The 20715-nt window shown below is 48.9% G+C and carries 9 protein-coding genes and 1 tRNA gene; 2 read left to right on the top strand and 8 right to left on the bottom strand.

What is annotated here, in order from left to right; all coding sequences use genetic code 11:
- Positions 1 to 42: 42 nt before the first annotated feature.
- Positions 43 to 119, top strand: a tRNA-Met gene (locus P8P30_06765).
- Between the two features lie 144 nt (positions 120 to 263).
- On the top strand, positions 264 to 1469 hold the full coding sequence (locus P8P30_06760) for an alginate export family protein (GenBank protein ID MDG1287252.1): 1206 nt from the start codon (positions 264 to 266) through the stop codon (positions 1467 to 1469).
- Between the two features lie 154 nt (positions 1470 to 1623).
- Here P8P30_06760 and P8P30_06755 read toward each other — a convergent pair whose 3' ends face one another.
- The 8 genes from P8P30_06755 to P8P30_06720 all read right to left on the bottom strand — a co-directional run bounded on the left by P8P30_06755 (position 1624) and on the right by P8P30_06720 (position 20706).
- On the bottom strand, positions 1624 to 3648 hold the full coding sequence (locus P8P30_06755; GenBank protein MDG1287251.1) for a fused MFS/spermidine synthase: 2025 nt from the start codon (positions 3646 to 3648) through the stop codon (positions 1624 to 1626).
- Positions 3649 to 3660: 12 nt separating this feature from the next.
- On the bottom strand, positions 3661 to 3921 hold the full coding sequence (locus P8P30_06750) for a hypothetical protein (GenBank protein ID MDG1287250.1): 261 nt from the start codon (positions 3919 to 3921) through the stop codon (positions 3661 to 3663).
- A gap of 83 nt (positions 3922 to 4004) precedes the next feature.
- Positions 4005 to 6746, bottom strand: a complete 2742-nt coding sequence (locus tag P8P30_06745; GenBank protein MDG1287249.1) for an FG-GAP-like repeat-containing protein — start codon at positions 6744 to 6746, stop codon at positions 4005 to 4007.
- Between the two features lies 1 nt (position 6747).
- Positions 6748 to 8289, bottom strand: a complete 1542-nt coding sequence (gene lnt / locus P8P30_06740; GenBank protein ID MDG1287248.1) for an apolipoprotein N-acyltransferase — start codon at positions 8287 to 8289, stop codon at positions 6748 to 6750.
- 141 nt (positions 8290 to 8430) lie between these two features.
- A complete protein-coding gene (locus P8P30_06735; protein ID MDG1287247.1) occupies positions 8431 to 9546 on the bottom strand; it encodes a nucleotidyltransferase family protein in 1116 nt (371 codons plus the stop codon).
- Positions 9543 to 10697: a hypothetical protein gene (locus P8P30_06730; GenBank protein MDG1287246.1), complete on the bottom strand. Its 1155-nt coding sequence runs from the start codon at positions 10695 to 10697 to the stop codon at positions 9543 to 9545. The genes P8P30_06735 and P8P30_06730 overlap by 4 nt, the downstream gene beginning before the upstream one ends.
- A gap of 120 nt (positions 10698 to 10817) precedes the next feature.
- The gene (locus P8P30_06725; protein MDG1287245.1) at positions 10818 to 13046 is read right to left on the bottom strand and encodes a hypothetical protein; all 2229 of its coding nucleotides are present in this window, start codon (positions 13044 to 13046) and stop codon (positions 10818 to 10820) included.
- A 391-nt stretch (positions 13047 to 13437) separates the two neighbouring features.
- On the bottom strand, positions 13438 to 20706 hold the full coding sequence (locus P8P30_06720) for a hypothetical protein (GenBank protein MDG1287244.1): 7269 nt from the start codon (positions 20704 to 20706) through the stop codon (positions 13438 to 13440).
- Positions 20707 to 20715: the final 9 nt, after the last annotated feature.

Genomic DNA, 20715 nt, shown 5'->3' with positions numbered 1-20715 from the left:
GGGTTTGTTATGAAACGCATCCTTGCATTATATGATGCTCGTGGCGGAGTAGCTCAGTCGGTTAGAGCAGCGGAATCATAATCCGCGTGTCGGGGGTTCGAGTCCCTCCTCCGCTACCAAATTTAAGATTATAATTCCGCTACTTACGTCTAATCCACATTTAGATATTGTGAATTGCTAGACACTTTTTAGAGATTGCTAGACACTTTTATATTCTCAGAAGCCTCTAAAGTATCTACTTTCTCATCACTACCACAAGCGCGATGGTCGCTATGTCGCCTGCCTATGCAAGCGAAACTGATGTGATGCAAAAATTCCTGATTGATGATGCAACGCCCTATATTGATGTTCGTTATCGTTTTGAACATGTGGATCAGGCTGGTTTTGGCAAGGATGCGAATGCCTCAACTCTACGTACCAAGCTAGGATATAAAACCGGTACGTTGGAAGGTTTTAGCGGAGTCGTGGAAATTGAGAATGTCGCAGAAATGGGCGGTGAAACCTATAATGATACGATCAATGGTAAGACGGCATATCCTGTTGTTGCCGATCCGGATGGGACGGAAGTGAATAAAGCCTACCTTCAGTTTACTGGTATTGACGATACCGTATTGCGCGTAGGCCGTCAGGATCATAACCTCGATAATCAGCGTTTTATCGGCACGGTCGGCTGGCGCCAGAATGATCAAATGTATGATTCAGCGGCGATTATCAACAGCTCATTGCCGGATACGACGTTGGTCTATAGCTATGTCGATAATGTGAACCGCATCTTTAGCGATGACCACCCTTTTGGAGATTTGGACACAAACACTCATGTAATCAATGCTTCTTACGATGGTTGGGATTTTGGTAAACTGACCGGTTATGGTTATCTGATCGATTTGGATGATGCGGCAGTGGCTGGACTTTCCTCCAAAACCTTCGGGGCACGTTTTACGGGTTCTACTCCCATCGATGAGAATGTGAAGCTTCTTTACACTGCAGAATATGCGCGTCAGAGCGAGCATGGAGATAATCCAATCGATTACAGCGCTGATTATTATACGCTGGAAGGCGGGTTGGCTTATGCTGGGTTGACGGCCAAAGCCGGGTTCGAATCATTGGGAAGCGATAATGGCGGCACGGTGTCGTTTCAAACGCCTTTGGCAACTCTCCATAAATTTAACGGTTGGGCGGATAAGTTTTTGGCCACTCCGGCGACAGGTTTGGAAGATATCTATGGTTCGCTATTTTATAAGGCGTCTGGCACCGGAAGTGAGATAGTTGACGGCACCACTTTTGGTGTGATCTATCACGACTTTTCAGCGGAAACCGGTGGGGCCAATTATGGTAATGAATGGGATGCCGTTATCAAGCGTAACTTCATGGATCACTATAGCGTGATGCTGAAATATGCCGATTACGATGCAGACACTCTCTCGACCGATACTGAAAAGTTCTGGTTCCAATTAGGCGCAAAGCTCTAAGAATCTGTTAATTACCCCCTATAGATTGCGCTCTGAATAATGCGATAAGATTCTCTATTTTGGGCAGGATGGTGGAAGCACTATCCGTCTTGATGGATTTACAGGAGTGCTCACTGCTGCTGATTTCGATTACTAATATTTCAATCAGATAACGCTATTTCAAAATAGGAACGATGCTTGAGTAATCATCCGTCCATAATGGGCTGGTCTCAGTATCGGTGATTTGTTCATATTCTAAGGCCTCAAAGACCGGCAACCATGGCGAATCTTTGCGGACCAAAAACATCCATTCACCTGCGCCATCATAAGGGAATTCAGGATCGTATTCGAAACGTTTATGATAGGCCAATACTTCGTGTTCTTGTGCGACACGTGCGAGTATACCGCTCAAATCAGTATGCCGGCTTATGATATTAAAAGCGAGAAACCCTTGGTTCTTATCCAGTTTATCAAGATAGGTGCCGATCGCTTCGGCAGTAAGTAAATGCACGGGAATCACGTTGGAGTTGAAGGCATCCAGAACGATTAACTTATAATGGTTAGAAGGTCGTTCCGCTATTTTATGACGGCCATCGCCCAGTGTGATGTTAGGCTTTCCCGCACAATCACGCAGGTACGTAAAGAGGTCCGGATCTTCTGCTATTTTGACGACTAGCGGATCAATTTCAAAAAAGTCGATCACTTGATTGGGTGCGGCGGTGCAGGCTAGCATGCCAGTTCCTAGGCCAATGACGCCAAAGGGCTTGTCGAAGAAATTCTTCGGTGCGCGTGCAATGAGCTGTTTTAAATTATTGTTCACATAGAGCTCATGTCCGGGAAAGGTCGGTTGATGTCCTTGCAAGGTGCTACCTATTTGAAGGTCACGCCTGAAAAATGGGTAGCCTAAGTCGATCACTTCTTTCACTCCGAAGAAATTACGCGCTTTATATTGGGCTGGGTAATCTTTGTTTTCAGTCCAAGTGATAAGGATCGAAGCCGCAATGGTAGTACATCCCCCAATCAACATAAACTTGCGCAGATTAGACATGCTTGCGCGTGTCGCAAATTCATGCGCTAGGGGCACGCTGAGTGAGAGTAAAAGGATAAAGGGGTATTCGTAAATATCGTTGAAAATGTAAGGAGCGGTGGTCGTAAATAATCCGCCTAATGCTCCACCCACTGCCAACCAGAAGTAATAGGAAGCTAAATATTGGGGAGCAGGTTTTTGCTGAGCTACTCGTCCGTGACAATTAAGAGCGACCACAAATAAACACAATAAACAGATTCCGATTTGTAGCATATAGTAGTGGTTCGCATAAAAATGCGAGACGAATGCAAAGACATAACTTGCCAACAAAAAGACCAGCGCGCAGGCCGGGATATGTAAATGCTGAGCGGTGCGTATCCACCCCCTGCTATTGCGTGAAAATACAATCGTAAAGCTTAACAGATACAGCGCTAACGGAGTGACCCATAATAAAGGAATAGGGGCGATATCTGTGGTGATAAATAAGGTGGTGCTTAGGAAGAGCGAGGAGGGGATAAAGCCATAAAACACAATGCGCAGGATCTGCGAGAGCGGTAGTTGTTTACCCAAGTCACTTTTCTTCAACTGCGGTTCAGGTTTTCCTAAACGGTATGTGGTGAGGGTGAGCAACGCGATAAGCCCATAGAATAAGAGGCTCCAGTAAAACATTTGCTCCTGTAGCGGTAGCAACCATTCGATTAGCAAAGGGTAACTTAGCAGGCCGAGTAAACTGCCGATATTACTAATGCCAAACAGGAAATAAGGCGATGTTTGCTTCACCTCATAATACCAACGCTGCAGTAATGTAGCATTGGCCGATAGCAGTAGGTAGGGCAGGCCAATGGTGATGACTAAGGTCGACAGAACCCATTGTTCCGGTGCGGTATTTTCTACGCTATGCCAGACATGAAGTGAGAGTGGCAATGACACGAGCACTGCCGTAATCATCAACCCAATATGCAGTTGGCTCTGCCTTTGAGCGCTCATATAAGAGCTACTAAGCGTCGCGTATCCATATCCAACCAGCAAAAGGAGTTGGAAAAATAACATCGATGCGACCCACACTGCGGGCGCGCCGCCAACATGAGGTAGGAGTGCTTTGGCCAGCATTGGCTGCACAATAAAGAGTAAAAATGAGCCAAGTAAGATGGCTAGAGGGAATAAAAATCTCATAGGAGAATAAGATTAAGGGCAGAAAGGAGGGGGGCTTGGGACAGAACATTCTTCAGAAAGGAAAGTCATACTCAGTGCGCCTTTGGATGATAATACAACCACTGCTGCGCCGCCTGCTGCTGAATATTTCGTTAACGCACGAATGGCCTCGCGGCGATCAATCTCGTCGTCGTCACCCTCGACAGTTTCATCTGTCGTGCATTGGGTGGCGTCTTCATCAGTCGAAACGTCATCGTTGCTTAATGGGAGCGTTTTATCATTCGTATCAGCCATTCAGATGAAACCCTAAAAATGTGATTGTTCAAACCCCAATCTTAGCAGTTTTCACGGTTGTGAGTCAATTTGCAAAAGAGCAGTTAATCTGTGTGAATAATATTCATATAGCGATTCATCGTAATAGGGTGCAGCTCTTGTGGTGCTGCCTCGCCGCACCAATGAATCCGCAGGCGTAACTCCTCTGGCTTCTCTGTACCAAAACCGAATAACCTTCGCGGATCATTTTGTGCAGAGAGTCCGTTCGAGCCAGTGACATAGCGCGTCTGCGTTTTTGGTTGACCATTGACGCGGTAGGAGAGGGTCGCTTTCGTGCCGATTGCATCTCGGTTACAGCTCTGCCCGTTGCCGGTGAGATGCAGCCCTAACCAGTAAGGCGTGGCGGATTGGGTGTTTTTATACAGTGATGGGGCGTGTGTCATGCGAGTGACGATTGCATCTAAATCTCCATCATTATCAAAATCGGCGAGCGCGACGCCTTTGCTATTATCGAGTGTGTCCCAGCCAACTGTTTCGGCTACATCGATAAAATTCGCATTTCCATCATTGAGCCAGACACGTTTGGCTTCTTTCGGATAAATGCACTCGCCGCGCATATCCGGCCAGTTATCGGCGTAACCATGCGTATTAGGCGGCGTAAACTCAACTTGAAACATTTTATAGACGTAATCGGCGCATTGCGCTTTTGGGTTTTCATCATAAGCATTATCAAGCCAGCCGTTCATTTGCAGCACATCCAGCGTTCCGTCACGGTTGAGATCACCTACCGCCGCGCCCCAGCCAAATCGTCCGTGATTGAAAATATTGGAGGCAAATGCTTGATCCACAAAATTGGCGGCATCGGGCATCAGGCTGCCTTGGTTGATCCAAAGCATTGAACCTTCTGGCACCTCTTTTTTATGCATGTTCGAGACGTAAATATCCTCAAACCCATCCGCATTAAAATCGGCGAAGGAGGCGTTCATGCCGCGGTAAGTATCCTTTCCGAGTTGATGTTTCTTCCACCCGCTGATTTCCGAAAAAGCCTTGCCCTGCATGTTAATGAGTAGCTTATCCGGCCCCGCGGTATTGGCAAAATAGAGGTCAATCCAGCCATCATTATTGACGTCGCCTGTGCCGATATCGAGCGTCCAGCGGTGGGAATCTTCTATTCCCCATGCAGCATTATCTTGAATGTTGAAACCTTCGCCATTATGCAGGAATATTCGGTTTTCTCCGCCATTACGTGCATCAAATGGATTGCGCCGCATTATGTTAATGGGGCGTTTATCGGATGCATTCTCAGCTTTCGGTAGGGCGAAGAGGTTTAACGGTACATCCTCATCATAGTCGAGATGATGCGCTGAAAGTGTGCCGCCAATGATCAGGTCGAGTTGTCCATCGCGGTTGATATCCAAAACATTAGCCGTAGCGCTGTTGAGGTAATGGTTCAACCCTCTGGTCTGTGTAATATTGGTGAAATCTAACGTACCCGTTTCGACCAGTTGGTTTTGTAGTAGAATGGGAGTGCCGCCATAGCGCACGAGTAGTAGATCTTTATCGCCGTCATTATCCTCGTCAAACCATAGCGCATCCATAGGAACGCCTTCGGAAGTGGGGTTTTGTCGCAACGTGTTGAGGGCAGGAATCGGGTGTTTGGTAAAGCGAAAACCTCCCTGATTCAGATAGAGTTGCGCGCGATCTTCATTGGCTTTGAGCGGTAAGGTGAGGAAGATATCCGGCAGTCCATCTTGATTGACATCGCTAACGGCTACAGCATCTCCCATGGAGAAGAACCATTTTCCCACATGCTGGATACGTGGATCCACTTGCGATGAAAGTAGGGTTCCGGGATGTGCGGAGATTCCGGTTTGTTTGAACGGAATCTCGTCGAAGGTAAAGGAAGTCGCGGGAGAGTTCGTTGGCATATTCGAAACAATTAGCGTCTGGTAGAGAGTATAGGCGCCTATCGCCAAACAGAAGATAACCGCTGCCGGTTTCCCTTGTGCCAATAAACGCTTGGGGATGGTTTCAAGCGTCTGCTTTTGTTGTAACCACATCCATCGTAATGCGAAATAGAGCGCGCCTGCATAGAATAAGGTGAAGGTAAACTGCGCCATATGCAGTAGGAAATCGAAGCAGACCACAGCGAGGGCCATGCCCATCTGCCCCTTCCAGCCATGGGGCGAGGTTTTAGGATCTGTCAGCATAAAGAAGGTGAATAAATAGAAGGCTGGATTGCGCAAAACGCCATCGACTAAAGCCAAGGGTGGGATCGTCGTATCCAGCACATAGCTTCTTAAATAGAGCTGTAATCCGTAAAATAGCAAGAAACTGCACGTCAGCGCGACTCGTGAAATATTGAAAAGAAAGATACTAAGTGCGGTGAAGATAAAGAAAAATACCATCACTGCTTGCCCGCCCCATTGCGATGCGGAGGCGGGGCTGATTAATCCATCTGCCCATAATAAACACGCCACTAACCCGAATAGACCCGGGTTGAAAATATGTTTGCCTTCCGCCGTGATGAGGTACTTTGAGCCGATAGCGAAGAAAATAGGGATCGCACCTAGCCAAATTGTATGCGCGAAATTGGTGAGAATCGACAGCCCAAGGCAGGTAATCACCGCGCTCATTGGGAATAATATACCACGCCCGGGGCGTAAAATTCGATGCAATAACATGTCCGTCGCGCAGCCTACTAGCAGGATAAATCCGACCTGCTCGGGCGTTTTATTGATGCCTAGAAAGGCGATGCCGATGGTTAAGAATATCGCAAGTAGCACCGCTACTCGGATTCTGGGGTCGCCTATTCCATGGTAATTATCCCAGTGTAGCGCGCTCATTTTAAAGATCCGTATCATGGCGAAAAATAAACCCAATGCCAAAGAGCAGAGCTATAAGTGCGAAAAAGGCTCTCAACCCATAGCGGCTATAAAGGGTTCCTTTATCGGCGGGCAGTGCAATAGAAATATCTTTAGCGCTTTGCTGTTTTAGGCCGATGGAATCAATGAGCCTGCCTCGTTCATCATAGACCGCGCTAATGCCACCATTGGCTGCGCGAATCAACGGTACTCCTTGCTCAATCGCGCGCATGCGCGCCATGTGTAAATGTTGGTAAGGGCCAGCACTTTTCGCAAACCATCCATCGTTGGTAATGCTGATTAAGAGGTCCGGTTGTTCGTCGAAAAAGGCGTGCCGACTGAAAATGGCTTCATAGCAAATGAGAGGGCCAATTGTAATATCACCCGGTAATGTCAGTGTTTTTTTCTCCAAGCCGGGGGTGAAATCTAGCTTTCCGGGGATGACTTTCTTGATGGGTAGGATATTTCTAAAGGGCACATATTCGCCGAATGGAACGAGGTGGTGCTTATCATAATATTGTACGTCCCCTTTTGCCGTAATGGCGGCTAAGCTGTTCCATAGTTTGTAGTTTTCTTTGCGAGTGCCTTCACCGCGTACCGTGCCTAGGAGGAGGGTGCTCTGCGGCTGTAGCATTACTGCTAATGTGTCAATCCACTCGCTCTCTTTTTCTAGGACATAAGGAAAACTCGACTCTGGCCAAACGACTAAGTCGATGGGGTGGTCGCTTGGCTCTTGGGTCATGCGTGAATATTCATTTAAAGCGAGCTCTTTATTCCACTTGCGTTCTTTTGCTACATTGCCTTGAACCACTCTTGCGGTGATGGTTCGGGTGATTTCGGGGGTGTTTGAAACGCGCATATATCCCCAGATGCAGAGTGTGCAAAGCAAAATAGTGCTGATTCCAACAACGTAGCGAGCATGCTTTAGTTTATAGAATAAGAGGATCGGTAGGGTCGTAAACAATACTGTCAGCAGGTTCAATCCATAAATTCCGACGAGCGAGGCGGGCTGCTGGAGTATCTCATCTACGGATAGACTGTAACCAATTGCATTCCATGGAAACCCGGTAAAAGTATAACTGCGTGCAAGCTCCGAGAGCGCCAAAAGGATAGCGAAAAGGATAATGCGGGCGGTGACTGCTGGAACGTGAATCCTCTGGGTTATGAGATGATACGTTAGCCCCGCCAATCCGTAATAAATTCCCAGAATGGTTGAGAGGCCAAGCGTGGCAAAAGGGATCATCCATGCAAATCGTGTCGAGTCTACGAGCAAAGAGAGTGCGATCCAATAAGTGCCAGATAGAAAATACCCTAGCCCAAACCACCAGAGGGTAAAGAAGGCTGCTTTCCATGTTTTACTGTGATCAAGCAGATAAAATAGCAGGCTGAAAACGGGAATCAGCAAAAAGGTGAGAAATGTCGGTGCCAAGCTCGCCATCGCGCAAGTGCCCATTAACATCAAGAATACGCAACGCTTCCAACCAGAAAGTTTTGTTAATTTTGCAAGTAATGTCGGGGAATCCATGCAGTGGTTGTAGAGGAGTGCTATAGGCAATTCAAGAAATGGAGGGAGCTTATTTTAAGCAGTATCTTCTTATGTACCCATCATATCCGAAGAGACTCACATCCTCGGCATCTGTTTGGGTTAATCAAGAGTTGGCGGCTTTTACATGAACCGCTGAAGGCGATCTTTGTGAAAGGCAATAAACTGTTCCCAGCCCCTGATGCTGAAGAGCTTGCGCAGATAGTGGCGGCGTCTTTTAGGCTCCATTAGGAAGCGGATAATATATGTTTTTAACCACATGAAACTGTCGAAATGTTTCTGAGTGCTGGGGCGTCCAAAATTACGAACAGCCTTGGTTGCCCATATATTCGATGGCGCGCTTAGTTGCTCGTTTTGGCTCCCAAATATCCAGTGAGATAATGCATCAAGCCCATCGACCCTAGCTAACAGGCCATGTTGATCGAATGTCTGCCGTGCTTTTGTGAGTGTTTCTGCATCAAGTGCGCGTTGGAAATAGTGGTGGTCGACGCAGGTCCTCAAGTTTAAAAGCGTGCGGGCATAAAGCTGAGATTCGATCTGTCCGTGGATGATATGATGGGTAAAGCGATCTGCTGGCGAAGGGAGGCGTATTCCCGTTATGCCGCTGGGTAAGGAGCGCTCTAATATTGTGTGGGCAGGCAGTATTTCATCTGCAATTTTATCCCCAATGCGTTTATGAAGTTCGATGCGGAAGGGAAGAACTGATCCTTCAATCACGGGTAAATGATGGTGATCCTCAAAAGTGGCATCATTGGCGGTATTTGATACTCCGCCACGGGCGAATAAGAGTTCTGCCGCATCATCGACTCTGCTTTCGGGAACGAGGATATCCAAATCACTAATAAAGCGGTGGGCTGGATCCTGATAATAAGGGGCTATAATTTCGGCGCCTCCTTTGAGGATTACGGCGTCAATTCCTTCTTGGTGGAATAATTCTCCGAGGGTAATTAATTCCTGTTTAGCTTCCTTATTGCGCCTCGCATTCTCCGAATAGAGAAGAGAAAAATAAAGCACAAGGTCGTGCGGGATAGTCTTCTCTAACTCCGGATGCAGGGTAAAGGCGCTTTGGACGATCGTGTGCACCTGATGGTTATTTGCGATTTGCGCTAAAGTGTCAGGATTGCTTTGGGTTAGCTCTTCTTTGAGGGTAGGGGGAAGTTTTCCGCCCAGTGCGGCTAAGATTAACCCCATCATCGCGCGATGCGGGGTGGAGCGGCAAGGCTGCAATTCAAGTTTCACGTTAGGAGTTCCAAGCATGTTTGAATCGAATAACCTGAGGAGGAGTAGTTTAAGGCATAAGCGGGGGCGTGATTGAGCAACCGCGCCATCGGGCGGATGGAGGGGTGTTCGCGATTGGTGCGTCCTCCCGCTTCGATAAGCTTGTGCAGCGCCGTTTCAGGCGAAAGACGTGTGAGGCTATTTTGGTTATTTTTATCAAAATAGGGGAAAATAATGGCCGAAACATTTGCGCGTGTGCCAAGCGGGAGAGAGTTTGGAATATTGCGATAAATAACGCCCTTTCGCGGTAGTTCTTCGGGCGCAGAGGCTTCAAATCCGAGAGACTTCGCTTCGGCTAAATTCCAGGCTCCCTGTTTTAATGCTAGGGGGGCGGGGAAGGATATCACGCTCTGTCCCTCTTTATGTAAAGGCAGAAGGTCATCTGCCAGATAATCAAGCCCCGCTGCGACAAGTCCTGCGGTTAAAGTGGATTTTCCATAGCCGCTTTTATGGGTGATGATGAGGCAGTTTTTCGTAGTATTTGCGACGCACCCTGCATGTAGTAGCGCTCCTGTTTCGGTTGTGCCGCATAAGATAGTTGCGACTTCGCGCAGAACTAAATTGCGCGCCATGTCACGGTTGCACTGCTCCCATACGGGATGCTGATCAACAAAAATTCCGAACCCATCGTCGATGCTGCTGATGCTGATGATTGTGGCTGTCTCGTTCGGTTCTTCGCATTGGTAGTGCTGCAGGGCTTCGAGTAAGTGGCTTGTAAGCATCTGATCTGCGCATTTTATCGTAACGAATTGCTGGCCGTAACCTAGCGTGAATGTGTCGTAAGGTTTCCGCAGAGGCTGATAGATGACGGGATTAGGGAAGGGCGGCTTGTGGGTGTCTAGCAGCCCGGCGGTTTTCCAGCTTTGCGTAATGTCCACATAGAGGGAATCAGCTTCTCGCTCGGACAGTTCGAGTTCCCCGGCCATTTGTTGTGCAATCTCGTGACGGTTTTTTCCTGCTTGTAGGTGTTGGTATAGGGTTAACCCTATGGCATTGGATAAGAGTATCGCGCCGGATATACGGGAGTGTAAGACATAACCTTCTCCTAGGGGTGCATATTCCAGTGCAGAAATATCGCTCGGTTCGTATGCGTTTAATAAGCTAGGGTTCATCTCTGAAGATGTATCATAATATTCGCAGACATCAAATGGGTTGCAAAAGAGAACCGTTCTTAAGTCGCGTGATTTTTGAGATTTGATTGCATTAGTAAAGCCCCGCTAAGGGGGAGGGCTTTAGAAGGTATAGGAATCAAAGTCTGCGGCGGTGATGTTTGTCACGCCATCGACTTGGATATCGCTACCATTAGCAAAGGTAATATGTGTGTTTCCACCACTGACAGAAATATTGAGCGCATTAAAATCAAACACATAATTAACGTCTATTTGGTACGTTGGTGTCAGGTCGATAAGGAAGAGTAAATCTGTTCCTTGTACGAAATCATAAACGCGTGCATCGACGACTGCATCATAAGGCGTAAAGGCAAAGGTATCGCTTCCAGCTCCGCCCCACATTTGATCTGCGCCTGAGGTGGCAACAAGGATATCATCCCCAGCTCCCCCAGAAAGTGCATCTGCAACCCCTGCATCAAATCCGCCTGTGCCGTCATAATTAACATCCACGATGAAGTCATTATCGTCGCCGCCATTGAGGGTATCTGCACCAGCGCCGCCTGATACGGTATCTTCACCGGTGCCGCCATCTAATGTATCAGAGCCGTCACCGCCACTGAGTGTATCGTTATTTGCTCCGCCATTGATATTATCGTCACCCGCGTCGCCAGAGATATCATCATTTCCGTTATCGCCGTTTAAGGTGTCATTATCATCGCCACCGAAGATTGTATCGTCACCTACGCCGCCTGTGACGGTGTCATTCCCGGTGCTTCCGTTAATCACGTCATTCCCGCCTTCGCCGTAGATGCCATCATTTCCGCTACCGCCATTCACCCCATCATTACCCTCGCCAGAGGTAATAAAGTCATTACCGGCGCGACCTAAGATAGTATCGTCGCCATCACCACCTGCGAGGGCATCGTTACCGACGCCGCCATCTAAAGTATCAGCATCATCTCCACCAGAGAGAGTATCGTTACCGACGCCGCCATTGATGGTATCACTACCAGCATCGCCGTTTAGGGTGTCGTTTTCTGCGCCCCCATCGATGATGTCATTACCGTTGCCGCCCGTGACCGTATCATTTCCGTCGCCGCCGTCGATGCTATCATTATCATCGCCGCCATCGAGCGTATCGTCACCGATTCCACCAAGAATGGTGTCGTTACCGGCGCCGCCACTGAGGCTATCATTTTCGCTAAATTCGTCATTGCCCCATTTTTGCGAAATGTAACCGTTAATCTGTGCCACTTCAGCAGTTGTTAGGGAGTCATTATAGAGCGCGAAATCTCCGATTTGACCTTCAAAATAATTATGCACGTTATTGGTATTGTCTTGTCCTAATTCATTGCGGGATCTGCCCCCGTTAGCACCAATGGTAATATTACCTGAATGGGCCGCTTGGGAATTGCCAATAGCGCCGACACCAATCACATTTCCATCTATATAAGCGGTGAAATCACCGCTAGTAGCGTTAAAGGAAAAACCCGCTGTGTAGGTAGAATTCGCGTCTATTGATGAGGAGAAGAAATAATCAAAATCATTGCCATAGTTTTTCCATGCACCCACATAGAAGTCACCATCGAAGATATAGAAGTTATAGCCATTTACCTGAGCGCCTTCTTCATAAATAAACTGACGGCTGCTAACATCGCTGCTCGTTGTAAAGTTCATAAAGATGCTACGCTCAGCGCCTGTAGAAAGGTTAATATCAGAAGAATTATCGATTTTTAGGTAATCATTCACTCCATCAAAATTGAGTGCATCTCGGCCATTAATCGTTACGAGGGTTGGTTGGCGTGCATCAGTATTTTGGTATGCAGTATTTCCATTTCCACTCGTATCAACGATGGATTGCACGCCTGCATCCAGCACAACACTGGCGCTATCTGAAGGAGAAAGCACCGCTGGCGCTCCAACAGGTGTGACGTAGGTTGTGTCACCACCGATTAACAAATCGTCACCCGCGCCGCCATCAATGGTATCGCCACCCGTGCCGCCGTTGAGAGTATCATTCCCGCTATTGCCAGCGACAGCCTCATCACCGCCATGGCCAACAAAATTATCGGACGAACTACTTAATGTAGTGGTGGCAGGCGCATTGGTATTAACATAATTGCCTGTCGCAACCGTAGTATTACCATCAAGCAAGGTAATATCATCTAACGTATTTGTGTAAAGCAAGCTTGTCGATCCCGCTTGCAGCGTAATGCTGCCGGCTTCACCGCCAACCGCTTGCCATGTATAAGTAGCGTCGGCACCGCCTGTATTGATCATTTCCCAGATATATTCAACGCCGCCATCACTATCGACGTTTTTCTTACCAACTGCTGAGACTGTAATAGCCATTACGGATTACCCTTGTTGTGTTTCTTCTTACAGTCTTAGTATGCAGTAAAAAGGTTAACGAGCGTTTACCTTTGGAAGCAATTAAGATAAAATTGTTGATAATCTGAAGTAATTTATCAGGGAAAGAATCTTGGAACGCACATCCTTAATCTGGCTTCGTTACTTGGTTTGGAGGGGGTAAATGCCTATTATGTCTCTTGCTCGGGTCTCTATTTTTACGCCTATACGCATGATTCTTATGTGACAGTTTGGTTATGAATGAGTCTCAAGTCTGATAGAAGTTTCAAAAGCAGTTATCACAGGTGATGCGCTGCTTGCTGGAGAATGCTACCCTGCATTTTTTGATCATTGTGGCTGATATGGCCGATCGCAAACCCCTTCACCTCGTTTCTTAAGGATCTTTGCGAACACACACACCTACGAGGGAAGATGCTTGTGACGTGCTGGAAACTAACCCTCCAGGGATCAACATTGAGATAGCACTTGTTGTAGGTGATAAGCTTCCACTAGAACTCCAATAACTGGTTGGGACGGTCAGTGAGAGTGCGGCTGCATTTGTGTTTATGATGGCCAATTCTGCCGCGGCAGGTAAATACCAATCGCCTTTGAGAAAGAGAGTCAAACCAGCGCAGGTATTGGCTGCAAGCGTATCGCCATAGGTCCCACTGAGTGTGTAAGTATTAGTATAGCCTGTGGTATCATTCGTTACGCCGGTCGCAACAGGTGTGCTTTTCCAGACACCGCCAGGCATGAAAATGCCAGATATGTACATGCATTTGTAGCCGTCCGGGCTGACGCCAGCATACGTGCTGCCATCGGTGCAGAGAGCTCCAGGGGCAGGGCTTGTCGATCCTCCACAGCTTTGGGCGCAGGTGACCGATGCGTCGCTATCTTTTCGGATGCAACGAATACCGTAATCGGTGGTAGCGACTACGTCTGACTGAACACCAGTACCTAGCTGCATTACTACGGCGGTTCCTCCTATGGCGCCTACGTTGGAAGACCAGTTGAATAATACTTCCGCTACGGGAGGGAGGCTACCATAGTTTGCCTGATAAACTACCAGCTCACCTATTGATGCTGAATACCAGTCTGATTTAGCATGACTCGTTTCAGCGACACAAGTACTGGCCGCAGGGTGGGTGTGTGCATCTCCTGCAAGTGCTGCTGTATTCGCCACACCATCTGTTGTGCTAGTAAAAGGTTCAGCTACACTGAGCGCTGTTGTAAATTTTCCTACAGGTGTAGCGGTGCTAATTTTATACATACAAACGTCGGAAACAGGATGTCTGCCAAAATAGACGCTTCCATCCACACATACGTCGCCGGGCGACGGAAAGGCGCTGCCTCCACAAGCTACTTCACAAGGAGTCGGAGGAGGGGTGCCGCTGCAGCTCATCGCGCTTCCAGCGCCGACTCGGACACATGAACCATCGACCGAGAAATTTCCTGTGCATGTTCCAAAAGAAGCGGTGCCGTTTTTGAAGCTCAGTGTATTTGCTAATGATATTGCGCCTACTGTAGCGGCGGTTGATACCGTGAAGTTATCCGCACCAGTATCTAAACCATCTAAGCCTGTATCCCCAATGATGAATTCATGAATATCGACTGGATCAATCTCAATAGGGCCAATCACACCGATATTGTTGGATTCACCATCAGCGAAGGTACGCGTATGTACTGTGTCGCCTCCCTGTTCGATCGTGATTGTATTCTCTCCCGCATTACCATCCAAGTTATAGTGCATATAGACTTCGCATGAAGCCGGCGGCACCGGCGGTGTTGGCGGAGGGGTGCCTGCTCCTCCTTTACATGTGCTCGGGTCCTCAAGGGCGCCCAGATCGATCGTAGCAGGCCATGTTTTAGCGGAGCCGAAAACCACATAAGATTCACCTGCTTCATTATTTCCACCCGGGGAGGCCCCTGATGCACCGATAATGATGTCATTAATTGTATCACCGTTGATATCTCCGGCAGAGGCAACAGAATAGCCTGCATAATTACCAAGAGCAGCCCCATCCAGCCGGAAACCCGTGGTTCCGTCAAGCGTGGAAAGATCTAGGCTCGAGGCAAAGGCGGTTCCTTTACCAAACACGACATAGGCTGAGCCTGCTCCGGCTCCGCCATGGCTGGCCTTAAACGCACCGATGATAATATCATCGTAAGTATCGTCATTGATATCACCGGCAGAGGCAACAGAGTGGCCTGTGAAAAACTCTACACCCAAACCGTCCATCTGGAAGCCCGTAGTGCCATTTAGCGTGGAAAGATCTAGGCTGGAGGCAAAGGCGGTTCCTTTACCAAACACGACATAGACTTCGCCTGCGTTGCTAATTGCGCCTGGATCTGCTTCATGCGCACCGATGATAATATCATCATAGCCATCGCTATTCATATCTCCGGCAGAAGCAACAGAATAACCCGCTCCATCACTAGGGTCAATACCATCCAACCGGAAGCCCGTAGTGCCATTTAGCGTGGAAAGATCTAGGCTGGAGGCAAAGGCGGTTCCTTTACCAAACACGACATAGATTTCGCCTGCGTCGGCATCACCACCTGGGTCGGCCCCAACCGCACCGATGATGATATCATCATACGTATCGCCATTGATATCGCCAGCAGAGGCAACAGAATAACCCGCAAAATCATTAATATCAATTCCATCCAGCCGGAAGCCTGTGGTTCCGTCAAGCGTGGAAAGATCTAGGCTGGAGGCAAAGGCGGTTCCTTTACCAAACACGACATAGACTGCACCTGCATCGGCATCGCCACCTGCGTTTACACCTACCGATCCGATGATCATATCATCATAGCCATCGCCATTCATGTCTCCTGCATTATAAACGCTTGTGCCAGAGCGATCATCTGCATCAATACCATCAAGGCGGAAGCCTGTAGTTCCGTCAAGTGTTGCGAGGTCCAGGATAGCACCAAAGGCGGTTCCTTTACCAAACACGACATAGGTTTCACCTGCACTGAGATCGCCGCCTGGATCAGCAGCTGGAGCGCCGATGATCAAATCAGCATAAATATCGCCATTGACATATCCTGCGCTTGATACAGTTAGGCCAGAGACATCATTCGCAGTAACTCCAGCAAGGGTGAAGCCTTCGGTGCCCGTAAGCGATCCAAGGTCCAAGCTTGTCGTCCATCCGCTTTTTTTGCCAAATACGACATAGCTTTCCCCTGCATCAGCTCTAGCGAGTGGGTCTCCCTGAAGTGCACCGATGATGATATCAGCATAATTGTCGCCATTAACATCTCCGGCAGAGGCAACCGATTGGCCAGATGAATCAAGCGCACTAATACCAGTAAGGGTAAAGCCGGCACCTACCGGGCAGCTATCCACAATAGCCGCGCATTTAGGCGAGCTGGCAACGCTATTCGTAATGGTGCACGTGCCCGCTTGGCAGGCTTTTTGTTCCCATGTCGTACCGTTACAGGCGCTATTACATGCCGGCGAACAGCCTTCACATAGGGTTGAAGGGATGTCGAGGGCACTCAGTTCATGCGCAGCAGAGAAACTCGCCGGTGAACCAAAGATAAGATAGCTCTGGCCATTTGAGACTTTGCCCGCAGAAGCGTTCTGCGCACCAATGAGTATGTCAGCATAACCATCGCCGTTAACATCCCCGGCTGCAGACGTAGACTGCCCACTACTGTCATTTGCTGCAATTCCATTTAAGACGGTACCAGTCGTTCCATTTAATGCGGATAGTTCAACAGTACTTGCCCACGCTGCTTTACCGAAGATGAGGTAACTTGCTCCTGATTTAGCACCATTAGGGGCGGCGCCATATGCACCAATCATCATATCATCATAGCCATCACCATTGACATCCCCGGCAGATGAGAGCCAGTGACCGCTATTATCACTTAGAGCAACACCGTTGAATAGCACGCCCGTCGTGCCGTTTAATGCTGAGAGTTCAATCGTGCTTGCCCATGCGCCTGCTTTACCGAAGACGAGGTAGCTTGCTCCTGAGTCGGCACCATTAGGGGCTGCTCCAGGCGCTGCAATGAGTACATCATCAAAGCCATCAGCATTCACATCGCCTGCAGCGGAAACTGTATAGCCTGAATAATCATTTGCAGCGACTCCATTGAGTGTGAATCCATTCGTTCCATCAAGTGTAGATACGGCTATGCTGGCGGTCCACCCACTTGCTTTGCCAAAGATGACGAAGCTTTCGCCAGATTGAACACCATTGGGAGAAGTATTAGGTGTGCCGATGATGATATCATCATAGCCATCTCTATTGATATCACCTGCACCAGAAACGCCTACCCCGATAGTATCAGATGCGTTATCACCCTCCACTTGGAATCCGGTGGTGCCGTCGAGAGAGGAAAGTTCGAAGGTACTGGCCCAGCCGCTGGTCTTGCCAAAGACTAGATAGACCGTTCCGTTAGAGGTTCCACCGGGGGCCCTTGCAGCTGAAATGAGAAAGTCGTCATTACCGTCGCCATTGACATCACCTGCTGCTGAAACAGCATGTCCCGCACGATCCTGTGTCGCAGCCCCATTAAGCGCAACGCCTGTGGTCCCATTCAGCGTGGAGAGTTCCAATGTAGCGGCCCAAGCGCTTGCTTTACCGAAGACAAGGTATGTTGCTCCTGATTCAACGCCATTTGGATCTGCTAAGTGGGCACCGATAAGAAAATCACCAAAGCCATCGGCATTCACATCACCTGCGGCTGAAACAGCAACCCCACTGCGGTCGTCGGCGGCGACCCCATTTATGGTGACTCCATCGCTTCCATCAAGCGTGGAAAGATCTAAGTCGGCGGGCCAGCCGCTAGCTTTCCCAAAAATGAGATGGCTTGCCCCTGAAGTCGCGCCGTTGGGAGAGGCCCCATAGGCAGCGATGATAAAATCGTCGTAACCATCTCCATTGACATCGCCAACAGAAGAGGTGGCGATACCACTGCTATCTCCCGCAGTTGCCCCATTTAGAAAGACCCCCGTAATCGGCTCACATTGGCCACCGCAGAGCATGGTCGTTCCGTTCTCTGTGGTGAAGCCGCATGAACTATCCGTTACAATTTCGCCAATGCAGGTTGCAAAGCCAGCAGATCCGGTCTTTTCGAGGATATCGGTGCTGCTACCATCTTGTAATTCGAATTTATCACCCGCTGAGGCAAAGCCGTCTTCGGCTTTATCAGTCAATGTAACGGTATAGGTAAATGCGCCGTTAGGCAGCGCGTAAGCGCGCGATTCAGTCGAATTATCATCCGCCGGGCTTTCATAGGCTCCCACAAGAATTTTTTTGCCATCCTCATTGAGGAATGTCCATCCCGTTTCTTGCGCCGAGCCATCCAGATCAATATTGACGGTGATAGGGCAAGAGGTGGACGTACATTCTACCGGGTCTGTAACCGCAGAAAGTTCAACTACACCGCTGGTTGTTGACCAATCAGAGGTGCCGAAAAGGAGGTGAGTTTGCCCCGAGCCCGCACCGTTCGGATCAGCCAGAGTTGCTCCAATCGCTAGATCGCTATAACCATCATTATTCATATCCCCTGCAGAAGAAATGGAGATACCTGATCGATCCCCTGCATCAATCCCATTGAAGACTAAACCGTTTGTACCATCCAAACCTGAGAGCTCGAAGGCGGCAGCCCAACCAGCAGCTTTACCAAAAACAACGTAACTTGCGCCTGAGCCAGCCCCGTTTGGACTAGCCTGATAGGCTCCAATTGCTATATCATCATAACCATCGCCATTGACATCGCCTGCGGAAGAAATGAAAGTTCCTGAGCTATCACCAGCAGCAACCCCATTGAGCACGAAGCCATTGCTACCATTCAAACTTGAGAGCTCTAAGGCGGCAGCCCAACCGGAAGCTTTACCAAAAACAACGTAACTTTCACCTGAATTTACCCCGTTTGGCGCAGCTCGATATGCTGCAATCAGGATATCATCATAGAGATCGCCATTGACATCGCCAACCGCAGAAACTGAGATCCCGGAACTATCCCCTGCATCAATCCCATTGAGCTTAAAGCCAGTCGTGCCATCCAAACTTGAGAGCTCTAAGGCGGCAGCCCAACCGGAAGCTTTACCAAAAACAACGTAACTTGCGCCTGAGCCTGCCCCGTTTGGAGCAGCTGAAGGTGCTCCAATTAGGATATCATCATAGCCATCGGTATTGACGTCACCTGCCGCTGACACTGAAAATGCTGAGCTATCACTAGCAGTCACCCCATTGAGCTTAAAGCCAGTCGTGCCATCCAAACTTGAGAGCTCGAAGGCGGCGGCCCAACCGGAAGCTTTACCAAAAACAACGTAACTTGCGCCTGAGCTTGACCCGTTTGGGTCAGCTCCAGGTGCTCCAATCAGGATATCATCATAGCCATCGCCATTGACATCTCCTGCAGAAGAGACCGCTCTTCCTGCCCCATCCCCAGCCGCAGCCCCATTGAGCTTAAAGCCAGTCGTGCCATCCAAACTTGAGAGCTCGAAGGCGGCGGCCCAACCGGAAGCTTTACCAAAAACAACGTAACTTTCACCTGAATCTATCCCGTTTGGATCAGCAGGAGGTGCTGCAATCAGGATATCATCATAGCCATCGCCATTGACATCGCCTGCAGAAGAGGCTGGGCTTCCTGACCAATCTTCAAAATCAAGACCATTTAAGGTAAAACCGTTTGTACCATCCAAGCTTGAAAGCTCTAAGGCAGTCGTCCAACCCGAAGCTTTACCAAAAACAAGGTAGGTTTCACCGGAGCTAACCGCATTCGGGGAAGCTTTAGGGGCGGAAATTAAGAGATCCAGAAAACCATCGCCATTCACATCACCCGCAGAAGAAACTATCTCTCCAGAGTACTCAACTGTATTAATCCCGTTAAGCACCATACCCGCACCTGCGACACAGCCCGTTATCGGCGGTTCCAGAGGGTCAATTGTGGCGGTTCCGTTGAAGATACTATCCGGTTTGCCCCATACGAGCATATCATCGTAGAAAAGGGTGTCGGTGTCCGATTCGCGGATGGAGGAATCGATATAGGTGCCGGCTGTAGCCGCATCGCAATTGGCGGTGTCGAGATACCCTGCCGTACAAGCGCTAGTGGTTAGGTTATCTTCATCCGTACCCCCGCGGCCCGTTTTACCTGTCGTATAAACGACAAAGGCGGCGCCGGTTGTGATTGGATTGCTGCCACGATCATTGACGGTGAGAACACCGGTTGAATCCGCTGTGAAGGCGGTAATGGAAGCATCATCGACCACGTAGACATAGCGATTACCCCAATCATCCGAGATCATGGGCTCGTTTAGGCCGAGCGTTTTAAACGGTACAGCACCGATTTTCATGGCGGGCGCGGCAACATGGGTGATGCCTGATGGCGGGGTGGCATCACAATCAGCGGCGGCAGGTGATACGCCATAAGTAGCCGTTGCGCGTGCCGCATCGATAGGCGCCGGACAGGGCAGGCGGCCATAGCGTTCACCAAAAAGGGCTAAAGATTTTTTAATGACTTGTAGCTCGTTCCAGCTATTGCGCACGTTCTCTTTTTCAACATGCTTATCGCCAACCGTCAGGCTCATGCCGAGCACTAAGGCAATAATTCCCAGCACCATCGAAAGTTCGAGCAGTGAGAAGCCGCTCTTCTTCATGTTATTATTCGGTCTCTTCGCGTCATCACCCGACTGGTTCATGCAATCTAT

The organism is Rickettsiales bacterium (assembly GCA_029252805.1).
Taxonomy (GTDB): Bacteria; Pseudomonadota; Alphaproteobacteria; order Rickettsiales; family JALZUV01; genus JALZUV01.
The sequence above is the reverse complement of the archived record's forward strand: the minus strand, read 5'-3'. Positions and strand labels throughout refer to the sequence as shown.

Bases quoted from the DNA above. Each gene is read 5' to 3' on its own strand.
- P8P30_06750 (MDG1287250.1), bottom strand. From the start codon at position 3,921: ATGGCTGATACGAATGATAAAACGCTCCCATTAAGCAACGATGACGTT.
- P8P30_06745 (MDG1287249.1), bottom strand. From the start codon at position 6,746: ATGAGCGCGCTACACTGGGATAATTACCATGGAATAGGCGACCCCAGA.
- lnt (MDG1287248.1), bottom strand. From the start codon at position 8,289: ATGGATTCCCCGACATTACTTGCAAAATTAACAAAACTTTCTGGTTGG.
- P8P30_06725 (MDG1287245.1), bottom strand. From the start codon at position 13,046: ATGGCTATTACAGTCTCAGCAGTTGGTAAGAAAAACGTCGATAGTGAT.
- P8P30_06730 (MDG1287246.1), bottom strand. From the start codon at position 10,697: ATGAACCCTAGCTTATTAAACGCATACGAACCGAGCGATATTTCTGCA.
- P8P30_06720 (MDG1287244.1), bottom strand. From the start codon at position 20,706: ATGAACCAGTCGGGTGATGACGCGAAGAGACCGAATAATAACATGAAG.
- P8P30_06760 (MDG1287252.1), top strand. From the start codon at position 264: ATGGTCGCTATGTCGCCTGCCTATGCAAGCGAAACTGATGTGATGCAA.
- P8P30_06755 (MDG1287251.1), bottom strand. From the start codon at position 3,648: ATGAGATTTTTATTCCCTCTAGCCATCTTACTTGGCTCATTTTTACTC.